Origin of the sequence: Roseburia hominis (assembly GCA_040702975.1) — a bacterium.
Taxonomy (GTDB): Bacteria; Bacillota; Clostridia; order Lachnospirales; family Lachnospiraceae; genus Allocoprococcus; species Allocoprococcus hominis_A.
In genome coordinates, this window is record CP159990.1 from 3,526,493 (window position 1) to 3,548,429 (window position 21,937).

Annotated in this window: 18 protein-coding genes and 2 pseudogenes; 7 read left to right on the plus strand and 13 right to left on the minus strand. The window is 47.3% G+C overall.

Going from position 1 to position 21,937, the window contains the following annotated elements; all coding sequences use genetic code 11:
* Nucleotides 1-58 precede the first annotated feature (58 nt).
* The 3 genes from ABXS75_16265 to ABXS75_16275 form a co-directional block, all read right to left on the minus strand.
* The gene (locus ABXS75_16265; protein XCP84588.1) at nucleotides 59-2,827 is read right to left on the minus strand and encodes an ABC transporter permease; all 2,769 of its coding nucleotides are present in this window, start codon (nucleotides 2,825-2,827) and stop codon (nucleotides 59-61) included.
* Between the two features lie 16 nt (nucleotides 2,828-2,843).
* The gene (locus tag ABXS75_16270) at nucleotides 2,844-3,518 is read right to left on the minus strand and encodes an ABC transporter ATP-binding protein (protein ID XCP84589.1); all 675 of its coding nucleotides are present in this window, start codon (nucleotides 3,516-3,518) and stop codon (nucleotides 2,844-2,846) included.
* A 186-nt stretch (nucleotides 3,519-3,704) separates the two neighbouring features.
* On the minus strand, nucleotides 3,705-4,604 hold the full coding sequence (locus ABXS75_16275; GenBank protein ID XCP84590.1) for a hypothetical protein: 900 nt from the start codon (nucleotides 4,602-4,604) through the stop codon (nucleotides 3,705-3,707).
* A 465-nt stretch (nucleotides 4,605-5,069) separates the two neighbouring features.
* On the opposite strand from ABXS75_16275, the gene ABXS75_16280 reads away from it, so the two are divergent.
* Entirely contained in the window at nucleotides 5,070-6,407 is a 1,338-nt protein-coding gene (locus ABXS75_16280) for an MATE family efflux transporter (GenBank protein XCP84591.1), read from the plus strand.
* A gap of 18 nt (nucleotides 6,408-6,425) precedes the next feature.
* Here ABXS75_16280 and ABXS75_16285 read toward each other — a convergent pair whose 3' ends face one another.
* A complete protein-coding gene (locus ABXS75_16285; protein ID XCP84592.1) occupies nucleotides 6,426-7,448 on the minus strand; it encodes a HAMP domain-containing sensor histidine kinase in 1,023 nt (340 codons plus the stop codon).
* Nucleotides 7,449-7,455: 7 nt separating this feature from the next.
* A complete protein-coding gene (locus ABXS75_16290) occupies nucleotides 7,456-8,130 on the minus strand; it encodes a response regulator transcription factor (protein XCP84593.1) in 675 nt (224 codons plus the stop codon).
* A gap of 354 nt (nucleotides 8,131-8,484) precedes the next feature.
* Between ABXS75_16290 and ABXS75_16295 the strand changes: the two genes are divergently transcribed.
* From ABXS75_16295 to ABXS75_16320, 6 genes are all read left to right on the plus strand, one after another.
* A complete protein-coding gene (locus ABXS75_16295; GenBank protein ID XCP84594.1) occupies nucleotides 8,485-9,831 on the plus strand; it encodes an MATE family efflux transporter in 1,347 nt (448 codons plus the stop codon).
* A gap of 109 nt (nucleotides 9,832-9,940) precedes the next feature.
* Complete coding sequence (locus ABXS75_16300; GenBank protein XCP84595.1) at nucleotides 9,941-10,669, plus strand: AzlC family ABC transporter permease; 729 nt, start codon at nucleotides 9,941-9,943, stop codon at nucleotides 10,667-10,669.
* Nucleotides 10,659-10,970, plus strand: coding sequence for an AzlD domain-containing protein (locus ABXS75_16305; GenBank protein XCP84596.1), 312 nt, complete (start codon nucleotides 10,659-10,661; stop codon nucleotides 10,968-10,970). Before ABXS75_16300 ends, ABXS75_16305 begins: the two co-directional genes overlap by 11 nt.
* 13 nt (nucleotides 10,971-10,983) lie before the next feature.
* The gene (locus ABXS75_16310; GenBank protein ID XCP84597.1) at nucleotides 10,984-12,252 is read left to right on the plus strand and encodes an ATP-binding protein; all 1,269 of its coding nucleotides are present in this window, start codon (nucleotides 10,984-10,986) and stop codon (nucleotides 12,250-12,252) included.
* Nucleotides 12,249-13,100 carry a response regulator gene (locus tag ABXS75_16315; GenBank protein ID XCP84598.1) on the plus strand — a complete coding sequence of 284 codons (852 nt, stop codon included), beginning with the start codon at nucleotides 12,249-12,251 and terminating at the stop codon, nucleotides 13,098-13,100. Before ABXS75_16310 ends, ABXS75_16315 begins: the two co-directional genes overlap by 4 nt.
* A 195-nt stretch (nucleotides 13,101-13,295) precedes the next feature.
* Nucleotides 13,296-14,336: a PTS sugar transporter subunit IIC gene (locus tag ABXS75_16320; GenBank protein ID XCP87180.1), complete on the plus strand. Its 1,041-nt coding sequence runs from the start codon at nucleotides 13,296-13,298 to the stop codon at nucleotides 14,334-14,336.
* A 135-nt stretch (nucleotides 14,337-14,471) separates the two neighbouring features.
* Here the strand turns inward: ABXS75_16320 and ABXS75_16325 are convergent, their stop codons facing one another.
* From ABXS75_16325 to ABXS75_16360, 8 genes and pseudogenes are all read right to left on the minus strand, one after another.
* Nucleotides 14,472-15,344, minus strand: a complete 873-nt coding sequence (locus ABXS75_16325) for a phosphatidylserine decarboxylase (protein XCP84599.1) — start codon at nucleotides 15,342-15,344, stop codon at nucleotides 14,472-14,474.
* A 73-nt stretch (nucleotides 15,345-15,417) separates the two neighbouring features.
* Nucleotides 15,418-16,098, minus strand: coding sequence for a CDP-alcohol phosphatidyltransferase family protein (locus ABXS75_16330; protein XCP84600.1), 681 nt, complete (start codon nucleotides 16,096-16,098; stop codon nucleotides 15,418-15,420).
* A 53-nt stretch (nucleotides 16,099-16,151) separates the two neighbouring features.
* Nucleotides 16,152-17,246, minus strand: coding sequence for a lysylphosphatidylglycerol synthase transmembrane domain-containing protein (locus tag ABXS75_16335; GenBank protein ID XCP87181.1), 1,095 nt, complete (start codon nucleotides 17,244-17,246; stop codon nucleotides 16,152-16,154).
* 147 nt (nucleotides 17,247-17,393) lie between these two features.
* Nucleotides 17,394-18,002: pseudogene (locus ABXS75_16340) on the minus strand (phosphatase PAP2 family protein).
* Nucleotides 18,003-18,120: 118 nt separating this feature from the next.
* Nucleotides 18,121-18,783 (minus strand): annotated as a pseudogene (locus ABXS75_16345) (MATE family efflux transporter).
* A 174-nt stretch (nucleotides 18,784-18,957) separates the two neighbouring features.
* Nucleotides 18,958-20,070 (minus strand): aminoglycoside phosphotransferase family protein, encoded by a 1,113-nt coding sequence (locus tag ABXS75_16350; GenBank protein ID XCP84601.1) that lies wholly within the window; start codon nucleotides 20,068-20,070, stop codon nucleotides 18,958-18,960.
* A 12-nt stretch (nucleotides 20,071-20,082) separates the two neighbouring features.
* Entirely contained in the window at nucleotides 20,083-20,967 is an 885-nt protein-coding gene (locus ABXS75_16355; GenBank protein ID XCP84602.1) for a carbohydrate ABC transporter permease, read from the minus strand.
* A 15-nt stretch (nucleotides 20,968-20,982) separates the two neighbouring features.
* A complete protein-coding gene (locus ABXS75_16360) occupies nucleotides 20,983-21,888 on the minus strand; it encodes a sugar ABC transporter permease (protein ID XCP84603.1) in 906 nt (301 codons plus the stop codon).
* Between the last annotated feature and the right edge of the window lie 49 nt (nucleotides 21,889-21,937).

Consider the following 21,937-nt stretch of genomic DNA (forward strand, 5'->3'; position numbering starts at 1 on the left):
CCACCCTTTTAGTAGAAAATTTGAAAATCTTGTCCTGATCTTTTTATTATGCCCGCAATCAGGGGACTTGCACAGCCACACTTCCCTTATATATCCCCAAAGGCAGCCAAACACAAATACCTGTCAAAGCCGCCAAAATGCCTCCCATGGCCGCATACGGAAACAGAAAAACAAAGTACGCTGCCTGTGCTTTAAGATAAATGGATAGTAAATACAAAATCCCCGTCCCCAAAGAACATACCAGGCCGGCGGTAGTAAGCGCATATCCCAATCCTTCCGCCAGAAGCATCACCTTTAGCTGCCGGGCCGTCATTCCGATGCTGCGAAGGGCAGAAAATTCCAGTTCCCTGGCAGTAAGGGAGGTCGCCATGATGTTAAAATAATTCATGATTCCCATGAATATAAGCGCCGCACTCAAAGCGCCCATAATGATCCGATTTGTCTGAATCGTCCCCTTCGCTTCGGACATAAGCTCAGATTTTGCAGTCATATGGACTCCCTTTTCATTTCCCGTAAGCAAAAAGGAACTGTTCTCCTCTTTGATCAGCTTTTGCAGAGCCTGCTTCACAATTGGCTCTTTCCCTTTCCTGGCATCAAAAGAAACGGAAAATGTCTTCACACTCTCACCAAGTTTCTCAAAACCTTTCCCGCTCACAAGCAGATAAATCGGAAGACGTTCTTCATCATAATAGCATTCTTCCACGGTTAGCGGTGGGAAATCCTTCCTGCGCGTATCCAGATACCCCGCCACCTTCATCGTCACCGCATTTTCCCACGCCTCCTTTTCTTCAGCTTCCCACTCGTCCTGGTGCCGGTTATCCCAGTCTGCCAACTCCCCCGGCGTCAACCGCTCGATCAGCTCCCGCCGCTCGTCCGCTTCCTCCTTAGACCTGAGCGGGCGAAAGGATAATGGTAGCCCCACCGCCTGATTCCCCAGCTTCTGTGCCTCGGGCGAGAGCCTGTGATCGTGAATCAGAAGGAATCCTTCCCCATCACGCAGCAGATCCATTTCTATATGAAGAGAATGCTTCTTTACAAATTTTTCTAATTTCTCTAAATACGCCTCGTCCGCAATCTGCACGGTCACTCCGTTTCCCCAAATTCCTTTTTCTTTATATTCCTGATAGGCCTTTTCGTCCAAATTTTCAGCACTTGCAAATGGATATAGCGCTGTCCCAAAATCTCTTATCTGAAAATATGCTCCCTGTGTTAATTTTATTGTTTCTTTATTCACTCCATTCATACTTTCAATACTATTTAGCAGATTTTCAGAAATAGGAGAAAACTGATTATGACTACACAAGGTCCAATCCACTCTTGTCTGCGACATTTCATTTGCACTCACCGAGCTGGCAAGTGCGAAGTCCGGCTTTGCCTGAATCTCGTTCGTTTGATCCAGTCCATTTCCGATCACACTTGTGCCAAGAGCCGTAGTAATTCCAAGGAACAGAGAAAAAATGGTAAAGGCAAAACGCCACGGATACCGCAGGAGATTCCTCCCGGCCATGCGCAGGACCTCGCCATATGCTGCTATATGTTTCTTCCTGTTCCTTTTCCCGGCACCGGGAAATGCTCTGCGACGATATGCTTTTTTGCGCGCCCGTCCTGCCTCGCCGATGTAGTGCATCGCCTCCACCGGCGCCAGATGCAAAAGCCTGCGCAGTGTCCACCCGGCGGCGATCCAGATCGTCACTGCCACAAAGAGAATCGATGCGGCCAGGATTTCCGGCCGAAAAATGTAAAGTTCTTTCGCCTTTCCAAAAAACTGCAGATACAGCGCCCCCAAAATCTTTGTAAGCGCCGTCTGAATCAGGAATATCGAAATCATTCCACCCAGCGTTCCCGCGATGACCACGACCCGAAGGACCTGCCGCATAAATATGACCCTTAGCTGCCTTGGCGTCGTGCCGATCGTCTGCAATAATCCATACTGGCGTATTTCCTTCTGCATGGAAAAATGCATGACATTCTGAATCAGCAAAAATACACTCACCAAAATCAATATACCGCAAACAATCGCTATTTTCCAGCCTCCGGTAAATTTTTCCATTGCTTTGTAAGTGAATGTATTTCCTCCAACAAACCGCTGTCCCTTGTCCTGAGTATCAATATCCGCATACAGGCGCTGTTCAATCGTTTCACCGCTGATTCCGTCTTTCTGCAGAATCTGCAGATAATCCGGCCTGTCAAAATCTCCACCCAATTCTTCGGCAAATACCTGCGACACATACCCCAGAGGCTGGCTGGTATCCGGATTCAAATAGTCCGTAAAATATCCCGAAAGCGTAAAGACCTCCTTCTTTTCATAAAACAAACGGTACTCAATCTTAAGCGGGATCTCCATTCCTAGGGCAGGCTCCTCAATCCCTATGGCAGCCAGCGCACGCCTTGAGAGCATAATCTCCTTCCCCTTTTTGGGATATTCCCCCTGTATTTCGGTATAAGCCGGAACCGTCAGCTTTTCCCAGGCCGTCTGATCCAGCGCCCTGATCTCGCCGCAAAACGTTTCCTCAAAATAGGCCCCTCCCACGTCAATTTCTTTTCCCACCTCACGGATATAATCCAGATTTTTAAGCGCACAATACTGCTCCTTACTTCCCCGCTCCAGATATGTCGTTGCGAGACCGCCATTTTCCCGGGCGGCTTTCAGGTATTCTGCCTCCACCTTACCGAATGCTATGGTGAATACGGTGCACAGAACCACGATTCCGCATATGGCAGCCCCGGTAAGAATACGGTTTCTCCCACGATTTGCCTGGTAATATGCCTTTGCCAGTTCTTTTATAATCTCCGTATTTTTATTTGAAATATTTCTGCCTCCAAACATTTTTCCTGCTCACCTTCTATCCATGAAACTGGCAGACCTCTCCGTCCTCGATCCGAATGATTCTGTCGGCCATCTGGGCAACTTCCTCCTCGTGCGTTACCACGATAATGGTCTGATGAAATCTTCTGGCGCTGCTTTTTAACAGAGCCACCACCTCCAGCGTCGTATGCGAATCCAGGTTCCCCGTCGGTTCATCAGCAAGAAGAAGGGCCGGTTTGGTCATAAGTGCCCTGGCAATCGCCGTCCTCTGCTGCTGCCCGCCGGAAAGCGTTCCCGGCATCTTGTCCAGCTTTTCCCGGATTCCAAGCATCTTCACCACTTCCTCAAAAAAATCCTCATCTATCACAGTTCCGTCCAGCTTAAGTGGAAGTAAAATATTCTCGCGCACGCTTAAGACCGGAACCAGGTTGAATTGCTGGAATACGAAGCCGATATTCCTCCTTCGAAAAATGGTAAGTTCTTCACTGTTCATATCTTTTAGGCTGTACCCCCGAATCCATACGCCGCCTGCCGTCGGTACGTCAAGGCCGCCCAGAAGATTCATCAGCGTTGTCTTCCCACTGCCGGAGCTTCCCACCACGGCTACAAATTCTCCTTCCTCTACTGAAAGCGTCACCTTCTTCAGCGCACATACCTGATTTTCTCCACTTCCGTATATTTTTTGCAGAGCTGCCGCTTTTACTATTTCCATGAAAACACCTTCCTTCTTTCCACTATTATACAGGGCAAATCTAACAAACCTCTAACAAATATAAAAATGGCAGCACTCACGCGCTGCCATTCTCATACCTTATGAAACGGCCGAATGGCCATACGGGATGCCCTTTGGGTATACCTTATGAAACGGCCGAATGGCCATACGGGATGCCCTTGGGTATTATAACTGAAACTCTTTAAGCAACTGTTTTTGATACTCCGGTTCATTTGTTGCCCTCACCATATCCTCTATCCGCCCTTGCCTGATCAGTAATGCATTCAAATCATTGATTCTGCTTAAGCCTTCTTTTCTACCTTCTTTTCTACCTTCTTTTCTACCTTCCTCACGTCCCTCTTCTCTCGTCTGGAGCATATGCCGTTCTTCATCATACTCATAAATACTCATATTCTTCGCCTCCGTTCGATATTTTCTCAGAAACTCTCCCAAAATCCCTTCGTTTATACACTCAGTGATTGCCTTTTCCACAGCCTCGGCAAGCGGGATATCCTCCGCGTATCTTCGCACCCGTGCGGTATACTCCGCATAATCTGCCAACGTTTTACACGTTTCCATAATCCCACGATTATAACCCGGATTGATATTCAACATCACCACCCTCACTTCCAACGCCGGGTTTTCTTCCGCTATCGTAAAAGCATCTGATAATTTCAGCTCCACCCTCTCCGGCTGCTCCTCTTCACCATTATAAAATATTACAAACTTTGGAGTAGCTAACCGAATCAACTTTCTTCCATACAGATTATCGTCCCTCGTCAGACCGGAATACAGATCCGACACATACATCAAAAATCGCAACGGCAAATTAGGATTATATGTCGATTGATGCTCGTAAAGTGACAATCTGGAGTCAATAATGAACGAAATGTCGTTGTGCATGGACATATATATTGCATTTTTCAAAGTATTGATTTCTAATAATTCCGGGTCTTTATAAGAGGTCTGATTAATTGCATTATATAGTCCCAACAATTCTCTTTTCTCGCTGAATATCATCTCAAACAGGCGAGATTTATATGTACGGTTTACTGTTATCTCTTTTTCATCTAAATGTTCAGCCATAACGTATCCTCCTGCTCTCTGTGGTATATGCATTCGGATCTCATGGACTTAAGCTAAACCGAATAGCTGAACTTTGTATCACAAACTACTATATCTTGATTTTAACACACTTTCCAAACGCATTCCACAAAAATGTAAATCTAAAATGTCATCAAAAGGAAATCTACGACAGAAAATGTCTTAGAACTCCGAAACTCCCGAAATAGGGTTACCTCAATATACAGCCAGAATTGTGCGAGCAGGCTGTTTTGAAATTGGGGTAGTTCCAGTATACCGCGGAATATCGAAGTATTCAATGTGAAAATACATTTTTTAATCAATTCTTGTAAAGCTTTTATCCATTGACTTTGCCATATCCATGAAGTAATATTTTATATGGACGATTTAAGATAGCTGGATTACCCGGTAATATAAGATAATCCACCATTATCATTAGAATACAGAAATTAAAATGGAGGTACTCCTATGCAAAAGGATTTGACACAGGGCAGTGTGATCCGTAACCTGCTCTATTTTTCTCTGCCCTATCTTCTTTCCTGTTTTTTACAGACTTTTTACGGGCTCGCAGACTTGTTTATTACGGGCCAATTTAACGGGGCAAATGTCATCTCGGCGGTTTCCATCGGAAGCCAGGTGACACATATGCTGACGGTCATTATCGTCGGGCTTGCCATGGGGACAACGGTGACCATCAGCCACGCCATCGGCGCAAAAAAACCGGAGCAGGCGGCAAAAGGAATCGGAAATACCGTCTCCCTTTTCGCAGTATTTTCTCTGCTCCTTACCGTAATCCTGATTCTTTCGCTGGATCAGATCATCGCGGTGATCTCCACCCCGCCGGAAGCGGTTTCCCAGGCGAGAGATTATCTGCTGATCTGCTTTGTCGGCGTTCCGTTCATCACCGCATACAATGTGATCAGCAGTATTTTCCGGGGTCTCGGCGACAGCAAAAGCCCTATGTATTTCGTAGCGATTGCCGGCATCATCAATGTCGTACTGGATTTTTTATTCATCGGTCCTATGAAAATGGGGGCTGCGGGCGCTGCTTATGCGACAGTGATCGCCCAGGCGCTCAGCGTCGTCTTCGCACTTTTGGCCCTGACGCGCCGTAAGCTTGGAATCCCCTTAAAAAAACAGGATTTTCACTTTGACCGCAGTGCGCTTTCTTCTATATTAAGAGTAGGTGTCCCGATTTCCGTCCAGGATGGATTCATTCAGGTATCCTTCCTCGTCATTACCGCCATTGCCAATAGCCGGGGCGTTGTCGCGGCGGCAAGTGTGGGAATCGTGGAAAAGATCATCAGCTTCCTTTTCCTTGTTCCCTCTGCCATGCTCTCCTCCGTATCGGCGATCGCGGCGCAGAATGCCGGGGCCGGGCTGCATGCTCAGGGGCGGAAGGTGCTCAGATACGCTGTTGAAATCTGCGTGGTATTCGGCGGGATCGTAGCAATCATCTGCCAGTTTTGGTCTGAACCGATTCTTGGCCTCTTTGTCCATGACAATCCTGACGTCATCATCATGGGCGGCCAATACCTGAGGGCCTATGTATTTGACTGTATTGTTGCCGGAATCCATTTTTGCTTCAGCGGGTATTTCTGCGCATACAACAAGGCATACCTCTCCTTTATACATAACCTGGTCTCTATTTTGCTGATCCGGATACCGGGGGCTTACCTGGCTTCCGTACATTTTCCGCACACCCTGTATCCTATGGGTCTTGCGGCGCCGCTGGGTTCCCTGCTCTCCGCACTCATCTGTATCAGCGTATTTTTCATACTCAGAAAAAAGGGGCAAATGAAGTGATCCGCTTCATTTGCCTGGCTATTTGGCGCCTGCCGGGAGAACGATTTCAAACATACTTCCAGGGTTCATCATCTTCACTCTTACCAGCCCGCCGTGCCTGCTGACGATTTCCCTCGTCAAATAAAGCCCCAGACCAAATCCCTCCTGATTCGTCACATTTTTGCCGCGATAAAATCTTTTAAATATCTCATTTACTTCCTCTTTAGCAATTCCAATCCCATAATCCCGAATACCAATTCGATAGGACAACTCATTTTTGTCTGTACAGATCTCTATCACACTACCCATTTGACTATATTTCACTGCATTGTCAAGCAGATTGTAAATGGCCTCGCCCAGCCAGTTCTCATCATGGGGAAGTTCTGTCTTTGCTCCCTCGGAATGCCAAATACGAAACTCAATGTCCTTTTCCTTTGCGCGTGTCCGGATACGATCCGCTGCTGCAGACAGCGTACCCTGGATATCATCGCTATTCTTCCGGATCTGAATGATCCTCCCCTCCAGGCGCGCCATTTTCAGGAAACTTTCCGTCAAAAACTGCAACTTCTTCCCGGAATCCGCCACGGCGTTCAGATATTCTCTCTGCTCGTCCTCAAGAGAAGTATCCTCCAAAAGCTCCAGGTAGGTCTGCACATTTGCAAGCGGATTCCTCATCTGATGTGCGATTTCGGCAATCAGTTTCCGAATCTCGTCATAGTCTTTCTGAGATTGCTGCTCAATTCCCTCATACATTTCCTTAAGTCTGGCAAACTGATACCGAATTTTTGACAGCTCTGTATCTGAAAATTCCGCCGGAAAATTCTCCCACTTCGCCTTTGCGCTTTCTGGATTCACAGTACATTTTTTCTTTTGCGCATCATTTTGCCCACTCTTCCATTCTTCTGCAGGGGTACCTTCCCGGTACTTTTTTCTATTCAACATTTCACCCAATATCTGCGAGACAGCCTCCAGCTCACTCTGGCGACGCCGATGTTGAAAGGCCCAAACTATTGCATCATTTATAATCAGTAAAACTGCTCCCGCTATAATCCACTTCAACATACTTTATCTACTCCCCAAAACGATACCCGATTCCAAATATATTCTGAATCAATTTTTCTCCCTCGGGCGCCAGTTTTTTGCGCAGGCGGTTGACCGTCACGCTCACTGTATTTTCTACTACGAACACTCCCTTTTGATCCCAAATATGGTCAAGAATCTGTTCTTTCGTCAAAATCTGTCCGGCATTTTCCACAAAATAGGAAAGAAGGGCGTATTCCTTTGGGCTAAGGCTGATCAGACCGCCCTGGCAGGTCACTTTCCCTGCCTGTAGATTCACTTCAACTTCGCCATATTTGCGGATATCCGATTCCTTCCCGCCTGCCGCCCGGTATCTTCCCAGAACCGCTTCGATCCGCTTAATCAGCACCTTCATGGAAAATGGTTTCACCACATAGTCATCCGCCCCGGCCTCAAAAGCTGACATCATCTCTTCCTCTTCATCCAACGCCGTCAAAAAGATGGCAGGGATTTTCCTCTCTCTCGCAATTCTTGTAAGCAGTTCCCTCCCGTCGCCGCCGGGCAGGTTAATATCTATAAGCAGAAGATCCGCCATTTCCATTCTCCCGTCACAGGCCTCACTGCAGGAAAAAGCGGAGACTGTTTCATAGCCGGATTTACCAAGTGCTGTTTCGAGGGCTTTATTTAATAGTCTGTCGTCTTCTATCAGTCCTATTCTGGCCATAAATCAATCACCCCTTTCGTCTGTTAGCTAACATATATCTCTTTTAAATGTTTTGACAAACCAAAATCTCCTTTTACGCTACACTGCTCAACTACCAGTATACCGTACTATCTATAAAAAGCAATCTTATAGAGATAATCACCAAGAACAAATAAAAAAATCCGTCTGTTCCAACGTCAATCGCCTCATATCTTCCCACCTCACTTCATATTTCCTCTTCCCGCCGCCAAAATTTCATGTTAAAATAATAGCTGGTAGATAAAGCCATAAGGAATGAATCAGAGCATATCCCATCAAATGAAGGATTCTCTATCAAATTTTTCAAACATAAGACAAGAAAGAAGTGACCCGTCTATGAGATCGCAACAGGTAGATTTCGGAGGTGCGAATGTACGGCGCAATATTCTCGCCGTAGCGGCTCCCATGCTTACCGCACAGATTCTGAATCTACTCTACAATATTATTGATCGTATTTATATAGGAAAGATTCCCGGTGAGGGGACCATCGCTCTGGCCGGACTCGGCCTTTGTTTCCCGGTGATCACCATGGTAACGGCATTCGCCAATTTATTCGGAAGCGGAGGGGCTCCGCTATGCTCCATCGCGCGCGGGAAGAAGGATATGGCCGGGGCGCAGAAGATCATGACTAATGCATTTTTTATGCTGATTGTGACCGGACTTGTTCTCACCGTGTTCGGAATGCTGTTTCACCGCCCGATCCTCTATCTGTTCGGCGCGAGCGATACCACCTATCCTTATGCTTCAGGGTATATGATGATTTATCTGATAGGAACCGTCTTCGTCATGATCTCCCTGGGCTTAAATCCGTACATTAACAGCCAGGGATTCGCAAAGACCGGTATGAAGACGGTCATATTGGGAGCCGTAAGCAATATCATTCTGGACCCGATCTTCATTTTCGGGCTGCACATGGGCGTGCAGGGGGCGGCGATCGCGACCGTTATCTCCCAGCTTTTATCCGCTATGTGGGCGCTTCTTTTTCTGACCGGAAAAAAGGCGGAGCTTACTTTATGTTTCAAAGGATTCCGCCCGGATTTTTCCTGTATCGGTCAGATTGTCCGGCTCGGTATTTCCACCTTCGTGATGTCCTTTACCAACGGGCTGGTCCAGGTGGCCTGCAACAGTATGCTGCAGACCTTCGGAGGGGACCTGTACATCAGCGTCATGACGGTCATTAACTCCGTCAGAGAGATTGCAAGCGCGCCGGTCATGGCAATCTCTGACGGCTCTACTCCAATCATCAGCTACAATTATGGAGCGGCCAAATATGATCTGATGAAAAAGGCGATCCGCTTTATGACGCAGCTTGGATTTACATATACCGTAATCATCTGGGGACTGATTTCAGCCTTTCCGGAATTCTTTATCCGGATATTCAACCACGATGCCAAACTGATTCAGACAGCGGTACCGTCCATGCATATTTACTTTTTTGGTTTTTTCATGATGGCGTTTCAGTTTACCGGACAGAGCGTGTTCAAAGCACTGAACAAGGCAAAACAGGCCGTATTTTTCTCCATACTGCGCAAAGCCGTCATCGTGGCGCCGCTTACTTTTATTCTGCCACATATCGGCGGCCTCGGAGTCACAGGCGTCTTTCTGGCAGAACCAATCTCCAATTTTATCGGCGGACTGGCGTGCTACATCACCATGCGGCGGACTGTACTTTCCAAACTATAAAAATGGTTGCTGCAGATATACATTGACACAAATGAACATGGTAAACGAAATCATTTCTTACATACTATGATTCACGTAAAATAAACATATACGAAAGAGGTTTAACACTATGAAACGACGTGATTATTTGAAAGCCGGGCTGCGGGACGGATTCCCGATCGGCCTGGGATACCTGGCGGTTTCTTTTACGTTCGGCATTATGGGAAAAAACGCCGGCATTTCCGCGTGGGAAGCGGTACTCATTTCCGCCACGAACGTGACAAGTGCAGGGCAGTTTGCCGGCCTGTCACTCATGACGGCCCAGGCTTCCTATCTGGAAGTCGCGGTGACACAGTTCATCATTAATCTGCGGTACTGCCTGATGTCCTGTGCCCTGTCGCAAAAACTGGACGCGAAGATGCCCTTCTTCCATCGGTTCCTCATCTCATATGGCGTCACCGATGAGATCTTCGGTGTGACCGTATCCACGGAGGGGAAGCTAAGCCCCTTCTATTCCTACGGCGTCATCGGAATCGCGGTGCCCGGCTGGGTACTCGGTACGTTTCTTGGAATCATTTCCGGAAACATTCTGCCGGCACGGGTGATCAGCGCTTTAAGCGTGGCGCTCTACGGTATGTTCATCGCCATCATCATTCCGCCATCAAGGGATAATAAAGTAGTTGCCGGAATCGTACTGAGCTCCATGGCGCTTAGCTTTGTATTTACCTTTGCGCCTCTGCTTAAGGAGATTTCTTCCGGATTTCGGATCATCATTCTGACGCTTCTGATCGCAGGTGCGGCGGCCGCCCTTTTCCCGATCAAAGATGAAGCAAAGGAGGGACCATCTTATGGAGCATAATATTTACATCTACATTCTGATCATGGCCGGGGTGACCTACCTGATCCGTATGCTTCCGCTGACTCTGATCCGAAAAGAGATCAAGAGCACCTATATCAAATCCTTCCTATATTATGTGCCATACGCGACGCTGGCAGTGATGACCTTTCCCGCGATTCTTAGTGCGACCGCAAATATCTGGTCAGCCGCAGTGGGATTCGCCGTAGCCCTGATTCTGGCTTATCAGAAAAAGAGTCTTATTAGCGTTTCCCTGATTTCCTGCGCCAGCGTATTTCTGGTGGAACTGATCACAGGAATATAAGGGAGTATTCTATATGAGAGAAAAACATGACAATGACCCCAGTCAGATTTTGCTGATCAGTGTCTGTGTTATCATCGGCGCCCAGATTAACATGAATCTTTTTATTGACGATTTTGTGATTTCCATCGGTATCCTTGTGATTCCGGTGACGTTCATTCTGACCGGAAAATATCCTGTGCTGCCCGTTACCTTTCTGTCGGCTGCCGGTGTACTCGCATCGCGAGTACTGGCGCATTGGTTTCGTTATGAAACATTGAATGTGCGCGGCTATTTTCCGGAAATGATCTTCTATCTGGTCTACGGACTTTTGTTTTATTTGTATTGCAAAAGAAGGGAAAACGTAGTAAATGGGCAGGCAATTCCCTTCCTCTTTTTCTTTGATTATTTTTCCAACCTGACGGAATTGCTCCTTCGCCTACACGCGGACGCATTTACCTCGAAAACACAGATCAGCATTCTCCTGATAGCGTTTTCCAGGGCACTGATTCTCTGGGGCACGTTCACAGTGCTCGACCACTACAAATTCAGTCTGTTAAATCGCGCCCACGCTCAGCGTTACCAGCGTCTTCTGCTGCTCATTACCAAACTGAACGGCGAGGTTCTATGGATGAAGAAGAATACCGGGCTTATCGAGGAAACCATGAATTCCTCCTACCGTCTCTATCGGGAGCTTGACGGATATGAACTCCCGCCGGAGCTTTCCAGGGACGCCCTGAGGGTCACCAGAGACATTCACGAGATCAAAAAGGAATATGCCCTGATCCTCCGCGGCCTTTCCGATGCATTAGACCTGAATATGAACGACGAAGGAATGTATTTGGAAGACATTTTAACTGTTTTAAAGAACAGCCTGACGCGCTCATGCCCCGAGGGCAAACAGCTTGAAGTGCATACTGACATCGAGGAAAATCTGTATACCAGAGATCACTATTTTCTCATGTCCATTCTGCGCAACTTGTTCAATAACGCCCTGGAGGCCGCCGACGAGCCGCTTATTTCCCTGATTTTTCGTCAGCGGCAGACTGACGAGCGATATCTCTTTGAGGTGGAAGATCACGGGCCGGGAATTGATCCGGAAGACTTAAGCGAAATCTTCTCTCCCGGCTTTTCCACGAAGATCAACTATGAGACCGGAGAGGTAAATCGCGGTCTGGGACTTGGCATCGTTCAGGATATGGTGGAGAATCAGTGGCACGGCGAGATTTCCGTCACTTCCCACCCGGGACAGACGATTTTCAGGATTCAGATACCCAAAAAATATTGGAGAGGACACAGCGAATGAAATTCTATTTGATTGACGATGACAGAAATGTATTAAACCTTTTAAAAAGAATCATACGTGACCGCGGGTTAGGGGAAATCTGCGGCACCGCGCTAAACGGGCAGGACGCGCTGGAAGACATCGCCACCTTGCGCCCCGACATCATAATCGTGGATCTTTTGATGCCGGAAATGGACGGAATTACCTTTGTCAAAAAAGCGCGCACCCTTCTTCCGGATACCGCCTGCATCATGCTCTCTCAGGTCGTTTCTAAGGATATGATCGGAAATGCCTACGAATGCGGCGTGGAATTCTACATTCAAAAACCGGTGAACAGCATTGAGGTGGAATCCGTGATCAAACGAGTCAGCCAGTCCCTTACAGCAAAGCGCACGCTGGAAAAAGTACAGAATATTTTTATGGAACAAAAGCCAGTTTCCTCCCCCTTATCCCCACCGGAGCCGACGGAGAAACCGCATGTGATCCGCCTCAGGGGTATTCTTCAAAAGCTGGGGATCATCGGAGAAAAAGGGAGCAAGGATATCATAACTCTCGTCGATTATCTGATCGAGCACGGCGAGAAAATGCAGGACGCGACCCTTGAGGAATTGTGCAGGCGTTTCAGCGACAGCCCGAAGACCATGGAACAGCGTATCCGCCGCACCGCCATAAGCGGTATGGTCAATCTGGCAAACCTGGGACTTGAGGACTATTCGAACGATATTTTTGTCACATATGCGAACAGCCTGTATAATTTCGAGCAGGTCCGCCGGGAAATGGACTATATTCGCGGAAAAAGCGAAAAGCATGGCAATGTAAAGATTAAGAATTTTCTAAATTCACTGATGCTTGCCTGCATGGATTCATAATTATTGATATTTTCTATAACAGGTGGTAATTCATTGGCACTTTCGCACAATAGACCACTTGTTTTTTTGTAACTTTTATAGAATAAATTTTCTATTTTGAAACGATTCGTATTTTTTTGAAACCTGCTTCTTATGATATTGTCATCAAAAAAAGAACATGTGATAACAATATTATCGAAGGAGGTTTTTTCTATGATGACTATTCTTTCCGGAGTCGGACTATTACTCGCTACACTCGCAGGGTTCTCCCTGTTCAGTATGAAGATGCCTAAAGGTCAAGAAGCCATGGGTGGTATGGCAAATGCCGCCATCGCTACTTTTCTGATCGAGGCAGTGCATCGCTATATTACTGGCGACCTGCTTGGTCTTGAATTTTTCCAGACACTTGGCACTACTTCCGGCAGCCTTGGCGGCGTCGCAGCGGCAATCACGGTTCCCATCAGCATGGGCGCCAATCCGATATTCGCAGTAGTCGCCGGAGTTGCTGTTGGGGGTTACGGCATACTCCCCGGCTTCATCGCAGGATATCTGGTAGGACTGATTTCTCCGATCCTCGAGCGCAGGCTGCCGGAAGGGTTAAATATCATCGCAGGTGCGCTGATCATTGCCCCCTACGCCAGAATCATCGCTATTTTAGTTGACCCCGTTGTAAATTCTACACTTTTAAAGATTGGCGGAACCATTTCCGCAGCCGCAGAGCAGTCTCCGCTTGTCATGGGCTTCCTGCTTGGCGGTATTATTAAAATGATCTGTACCTCTCCGCTTAGTTCTATGGCGCTCACTGCCATGCTGGGACTTGACGGACTGGCGATGGGAATCGCAGCCATCGCATGTGTGGGCGGCTCCTTTACGAATGGACTTATCTTCGCACGCCTGAAACTCGGCGCCAGAAGTAACGTGATCGCGGTCATGCTGGAGCCTCTGACCCAGGCAGATATTATCACCTCCAACCCGATTCCGATTTACTGCTCCAACTTCTTCGGCGGAGGGCTGGCAGGAATCGCAGCAGCCACACTTGGGATCGTAAATAATGCGCCGGGAACTGCATCCCCGATTCCGGGACTTCTGGCCCCCTTCGCATTCAATCCGCCGCTTACCGTACTTCTGGCTCTGGCACTCGCGATCCTGGGCGGAACCACGGCAGGTCTTGTGGGCTCCATCATTTTCAAAAAGCGATTCACCAGACAAACAGCAGAAGCAGCCTTATCCATTCCGGCCGATGCCGTTCTGGAATAATTCCATAACTTCTTGTCATATGCATGACGCCAGGCTGAATGTTCACCGGACCTTCAGCCTGGTTTTCTCTCTCTACTTAATTGCATAAAAAAAGAACATCACCCTCGATGTCCTCTTTTTTCTTCCTTCTATTCTTTACTTCCCGACTCCGATCCGCTCCCCCATCTTCACATAGGTCTCAAATCCCCGGCGTGTATTTTCCAGAAGATCCGCATCGATCTGTACCGCGTCTTTCTGCAGCATCAACACGACAGTCGAACCGCCGAACTCAAATCTTCCCTTCTCCTGCCCCCTTTTCACCTCACATGCACCGTGGTAGTTCGTGATCTTTCCCACCATAAGCGCACCGACCTCCATCATAAGTATTGTCTTAAAATGGTCGCTTTTAAGCAGGGAATATTCTCTCGTATTCTCTTTATAAATCGGATATACCGCGTTCGCTGCCGGATTCACCGTATGGAAAAATCCCTGAATACGCCGGTTTCTTGATTTCCGGCCGTTGGCCGCATAACAATAACGATGATAGTCGTCCACCGTCAGCCGAAATACGCATACATATCCTCCCTCAAACCTGTCGGCAAGGTATTTAGAGCGCAACAGGGACCGGACCGTATATTCCGTATGCTTAATACAAAATCTGCCCTTTTCCGTCCCGCTACCAATCGGATACACGCTCAGCTTGCCGTCACACGGACTGACCAGCACCCGCTCATCTGCCGGAAGACAGCGCTTCCCTTCCTTTAATTTTCTTGTAAAAAACGCATTATAGGAAGGATATATTTTCTTTTCATAACAACTCATATTAATATGGTTTCTTTTGATAAACGGGCTGATCAGACAGGTGGACCAGCGCTGACCAAGCAGGCGTCCCGCCAGCTTCGACACGCCCGGCCTAATCAAAATACGAATAATCCCCCGTCCCGCGTGATGCGTATACAACCATTTCAGCAATCTGTCCTGCCCGGAATCCTCTATCGTAATATTTCCCTCTCTGTCAATATACTTCATCGGCCTATCCTTCCATACTCTTTCTTCATTTCTGTTATACACCCTTATCTGCCAAATTTTCTGACTTTCCCCATTACACGACCAGCTTTTTCATTCCAAGCCACGGCCACCCCGGATGGAAGCTGATGCGGTAACGGCTGAACATAAAGATCACCATCACTGCCGCCCCTACGATCACAACAAGAAGCGCCAAAGTAGAGTTCTTCGGTTTTTTCAATTTAAAATCAAGGATAAACAGCATACCCACGATCAAAAGCGCCAAATGCAGCAAAACGCGAAATACAAAATCCGGCACAACAAATTGCAAAAGAAACGTCATCGGAAGGACGATTGCCATGGACGTGATCGGAAGTCCCCGGTAGAATTTCTCGCCAGTCTCCGACACAAGCGCATTCTTCGCCTCCATCACATTAAAGAATGCCAGCCGGATCACCGAATTGACACAATACAGCGCGATCACTGCGATTCCGATTGGTCCGCGCACTCCGAGAAGGTAGCAGATCAGAGCCGGAAACGCTCCAAAACATACCACATCACACAAGGAGTCGATCTGAATTCCGAACGCCTTCTCGTCCTCCGTCCGGTTCTTTTTCGTTCTGGCGATCTTTCCGTCAAACATATCACACAGTCCCGAAAGCGCCAGACAGAAAATTGCTGTCCTGAAATAGCCGTGAACTGCCTGCGTCATCCCAAACATGGAAATCGCAAGGCTGATATAGGTCAAAACCACTGTATAATCATAAAATCCTATCATAATCCTTCTCTTCCTTCCAACTGTACTTCCTACTGAACCTCCACCATCATCCTCTATCTTCTGCAACACCTCTCATCCGCCGTTTCCTTTATCGTCAAATGCAGGAAAGCCGTCATCACAGCACTGAATAAAAGCTGCACATAATATGCAATTCCTCTGCTCAGGACCATTCCCGGAAGAAGGAGTCCCCCGGCAAAGACGGTACGGAAAATAATCAGAAACAGATTCTCACTGATTCCCATTCCGCCCGGAAGCGGCAGCATATCAACCGAGACCGATACAATAGCCTGGAGCATCACCACATCATACATACTGGTTCCGTGAAGCCCGAACGCCAGATACACGAACCAGGTCACAAAAAACAGCGCGAACCTCTGAAAAAAGGTAATCAGCATCACGTGGAAAATCACCCTTCCGTGGCTGCCAAGATAGGCCGCGGTGGCATTATACTGATCCATGGATGCCGCAAGCCTTCGCCCTCTCTCCGGCTTTTTCTTCAAAATATGAAAGTGTTCTAATAACGCAAGCCCTTTCAGCATGATCCATTTCGCCAGGGACGAGTGAAATACCAATACCGACATCGATATACAGCACGCCACATTGAGCCCCACCCCCAGGTAGAAGATCGGCAGGATCCCTTCCAGATACCGATGCACAAATCCCCTCTGGAACAAGACCACAAACAATCCGATAAACACAAGGACCATTTTATATGTAATCGTAACGATCATCAACACCAGCGTCGCCACCGGCACCGGTATTTTTTTCTTTCTCATATAGTAGATCTGCATCGGCTGCCCGCCGCTGGCAGAAGGTGTGATCGCACTAAAGAAAAATCCCACACACGAATACTGGAAGCAGGTCCATTTCCTCGTATAAATATCCAGCGTTCCAAGCATATAGTGGATAATGATCGACTCACCCCAGATGAAAACGATCACTCCCGCCACTGCCGGGAGCAGATACCATGGATTCACCCGCGTGATTGCCCGAAGGACACCCCGCAGATCCTCTCCTCTGAATACACTGTACAAGGTAAGAACGAATACGATCGCCAAAAACACGGCATTTAAGATTCTCTTCTTCCTGTCCGGGTAACGATTGGCCGTCTCTTCCTGCTCTTCCCGACTGCTTACCGCATCTGCCACCTCAAGTTCACCCGGTACAGTCAACCTTTCTTTTTCCTGCGCCCTCTTTTTTGCAACACCAGATACGCTCTCACTAAACTTCTGAATTCCATTTAGAATCCCGTCAAACACTCTCTCAAAATAGCGGTACACTCCCGTATGATTGGCCAGATAGTACATCGCTTCCGCCAGGAACACCCCGCCAAACGTATCCACCAGGTAATGCTGCTTCGTCACCAAAGTTGAGATGCAGACCAGAAGCGCGAACACGCAGGAAAACCAGCGATACGCCTTCGGGACATTCTTCCGCCCGCGGATTCCGATATAGCAGAACCAGCTCACCAGACAGTGAATCGAAGGGAACAGTCTGGTCGGCGCGTCCATTTGATAGACAAAATCCAGCATCCGGGTCCAGACATCCGTTCCCGCAAGTGCCGGACGCACATTCGTCGTAGGCAGCACCAGAAAAAATACCGCACACACGATCCGCGACAAAATGTCCGCCGTAATAAAACGCATACAGTGCTCTCTTCCCTGTCTCGCAATCAGAATATAATTCGCGATCCAGAACAAATAGCACCCCAAATAAATAATAGTGAATACCGGTATCACCGGTATCATTCGATCTATCGATAACGTGAGATCGTAATGCCTCCACGTCTCCGTCATTTTCTCAGTTCCAATATAAACTCCGAAATTTACGACCACACACGCCAAAAGCGGTATAATCGCATAAACGGGGATCAAATTCCCTGCTGCTCTCTTCCGTCTCTCCATGAAGCCCTGCTCCTCGTTTGATACATATTTCACACAAGTCTATTATAACAGGGTTTTAGAGACTTGTATCAATTCTTAGCATTTCTTTAGAATTATTAAGAAATTATTTAACAATCTGCTATGAAACCAGGTTTTTCCTGCTCCATCTGCCAGTCAGGTACCAGACGAAAGAAATCATGTAGTTCGCCGCCCATCCCATCGGGATCGCATACCATACTGCCTGCACGCCCCAGATCGGCGCACACACATTTGCCACCACCACACGGATCAACAGATTCACCAGATTGGCAATCATATAGACTCCCACATCACCGGCGCCCCGCAGTACTCCGTCCGTAATGGCCTTCAGTCCGATCAACACAAAAAACCAACAGATAAATGTAGCATACGCATTTCCCACATCAAACGCTTCCCCGCCGCCGGACTCGATAAATGCAGATATGATTTCGTTGTGGAACAGCTTCACCACAAGAAAAATCAGTACATCAAATCCAATGATGATCCCATACGCCGCACGATATCCCTGTTTGGCCCGCTCAGGCTTTCCGGCACCCAGGTTCTGCGCCGTAAATGTGGAAACCGCATTTCCCACAGCGATCATAGGCACGATACAGATCGATTCCACCCGGGTTCCTGCAGAATATCCTGCCAGCACGGAAGAACCGAATCCGTTGACTACCGACTGCACCAGCAGCATACCGATACTCACGATCGACTGCTGCATAATAGAAGGAATCGCGATTCTGGTGCCGCTTTGAAGCATCTTCATATCATACAGCCGCACCTTCTCCGCTTCCTCCACCACATAATTTTTCAGTTATTTTCGGCATCCTGTATAAAAAATACCTATACGATATCATACCCTTTTTTTCGTAAAAAATCAAACTATAGCAACAAAAAAAGCTGAAAGCCATAACACACTCCGCCTCTGGCTTCCAGCTTCCCTTTTTAATTCTTATGAATACTTTCTAACGATCGCCTGCATCTGGTCCCATTTCTGCTCCATGTCTTCCACGAGCCTTAACTGCGTCCGGCAGCGATCCAGATTATGACCTTCTCTGTGAACCTTAAAATAGGTATCCCCCTGCAGATAATCCGTCAGGAAACGCATTCCACATTCATAAGTCATACACTTCGCTCCCATAGGAAGAAGCTCAATCTCCTTCTCGGTCAGCCGTCCCTTACAGCCTTCCAGGAAACCTTTCGTGTAAAGTTCGAACAACTCCATGCTGCACGATACCTTACTCAAATCCTTCTCGTCCTCAGCCGCGGTACTTGCCCCAAACCGAATGGAATCCCCAAAATCATGTACAGCAAGCCCTGGCATAACCGTATCCAAATCAATAACACAGATGCCCTTTCCGGTCTCATTGTCGATCATGATATTATTCAACTTCGTATCATTATGCGTTACTCGAAGAGGAATCTCTCCAGCCGCCTGCAGATCGGAAAAATAATTTGCAATATCTTCCCTGTCGAGAACAAATTGAATCTCTTTCTGCACGGACGCTGCTCTGCCCGCCACATCTTCCTCTACAGCCTTCTTAAATACCGCAAATCTTGCCTTCGTGTCATGGAATCCCTTGATCGTCTCATGCAGCGTCTCCGCCGGATAATCCGCCAGAAGACACTGGAAATTACCAAAGGTTACTGCACTCTGATAAAAATGCTCCGGCTTCTCCACCTGGTCATAACTGGTCGCATCCGTGATGAACTTATAAGAACGCCAGTAATCTCCTTGTGAATCACGATAATAAGATTTTCCGTCCAACGCCTGAATCACATTCAGCGTCTCTCTCTCCGAGTCCCCGCCATTTTCTTTAATCTTATCACGGAGATACGTCGTGACCCCCATAATATTCTCCATAAGTTCCACCGGCTTCTGGAAAATACTTTTATTCATCCTCTGCAAAATGACCTTAATCCTACCCATATCGGCAATCTCAAATATCAGAAGATAGGTGTCGTTGATATGACCGCTTCCATAAACGCCGCCTTTTACCAATCTTCCTTCATAACGAAAATTCGCAATTACCTCAGCAATCTGAATTGGTGATGCCTGATCCATTCCTGTCCCTCCTTAACCCTTGATACCGCCGGTTACGCCACCGATAATCTTCTCGGACAAGAAGAGATATAAGATAAATGTCGGAAGAAATACGATGATAACTGCCGCAAACATTCCGGCCCAGTTGCCTGTGTACTGCATAGACTGCAGCATTCCGTAAAGACCTACCGCTACCGGTCTAAGCTCATTGCTGTTCGCAAAAATAAGTGACAGGAAATACTCATTCCAAATATTAATGAAATTGAAAATGGTTACCGTGACCAGTCCGGACTGTGCCATCGGGAACATGATCTTCCAGAATGTCTTCGTCGGAGGACAGCCGTCAATCGCCGCAGCCTCCTCATAGGTACGAGACAGGTTCGAGAAGAATGTCAAAAGGAAAATCGTCGTATACGGAATGTTGATTCCGATATACAGGAAAATCAAAGTGACCTTACTTGCCGCTACATTGTTCAGAATTCCCATGTTCGCCACAACGCAGAAAAGCGGAAGAACGATCATGGTGATCGGGATACCCATTGCAGATACAAAGCTTGTCTGAATCACTTTATTTCCCAGGAACGTAAATCTGGCAAGTACATATGCTGCCGGCGCACAGATTATGATCAAAAGTGCACATGACGTCAGGGAATACAGAAGTGAATTCATAAAGAATGTTGCAACACCGCCGGAGCCCCATGCCTGAGCATAATTCTCAAAGTGCAGTCCCGTAGGGAATTTCAACGCTTTTCCTGCAAAAATATCTGCCGTTGTAGAAAAGCTCGCCGCAACGATCCACCCCAATAACATAAAGGTAAAGATAATCCATAAAATAATGATGATATATCCAGGAGCCAGTTTCAGTTCTCGTTTCCAGTTAATTTTATCCTTTACTTTGTTTTCTTTTTCTTTCGCCATAACTGTTCCTCCTTTCTAGAATTCCAAATCATCATCTCTGATCAACTTGTTACAAATCGTGAATATAAGGACCACGCACAGGCAAAGAATCAGACCGATTGCCGCGCCGTATCCTGCATTACGCTCTGTTACCGCATTACCTGCGCCGAACGTATGCATATACATGTACTGCACCGGAACGATCGTCGCCTCGTTCGCCGTAACGCTCGAGAACAACTGCGACCAGACGAAGAACGCTGCCGAACTAACAGACCACATGGTAATATTGGTCTTAAATACGCCCTTCAAAAGCGGAAGAGTCATATAACGGAACTGCTGCGGAAGGTTCGCTCCGTCAATGGTAGCCGCTTCGTAAAGCTCCGGGCTGATTCTCTCGATTCCGCTCATCCAGATCAGCATATGATATCCGACCATACCAAAACAATATGCAAATAACAATGCCCAGAACTTATGATCCGTATCCAGCCACGGCGTATCCGCCAAAGAATGAAGTCCCAGAGCATCAAAAAATGTTTTCAGAAGTCCAAACTTCGGGCTATATACATATTGCAGCCACATCGTTGCAAGAGCTACCGCACTTACAATATTCGGCAGATAGATGATAGCACGGAAGAATTTCTTTCCTCTGATTCCGCTTGTAAGAATAACTGCAAAAAGCAGTGATAACACCATTACGACCGCCCCACCGATCGACCATATTCTGAAGATGTTAAACATTGCTTTCCTAAAAATTGCCGTTGTGAACAATTTCTGATAGTTGCCAAGACCAATAAATGTCCAATTCTCCATTGCGTCAGTTACTGAATCAATCTTGAAAAGACTCATCATAATTGTACGGACAATCGGATATAAAAATACGATGAGGAAGATGATGACTGCAGGCGCCAAAAAGCCAACGATCATTTTCTTATTCTTCTTCATGATTTGCCCTCCTTTTCTTTCCGTGAGAAGTGCCTCTCTTAATGCACCG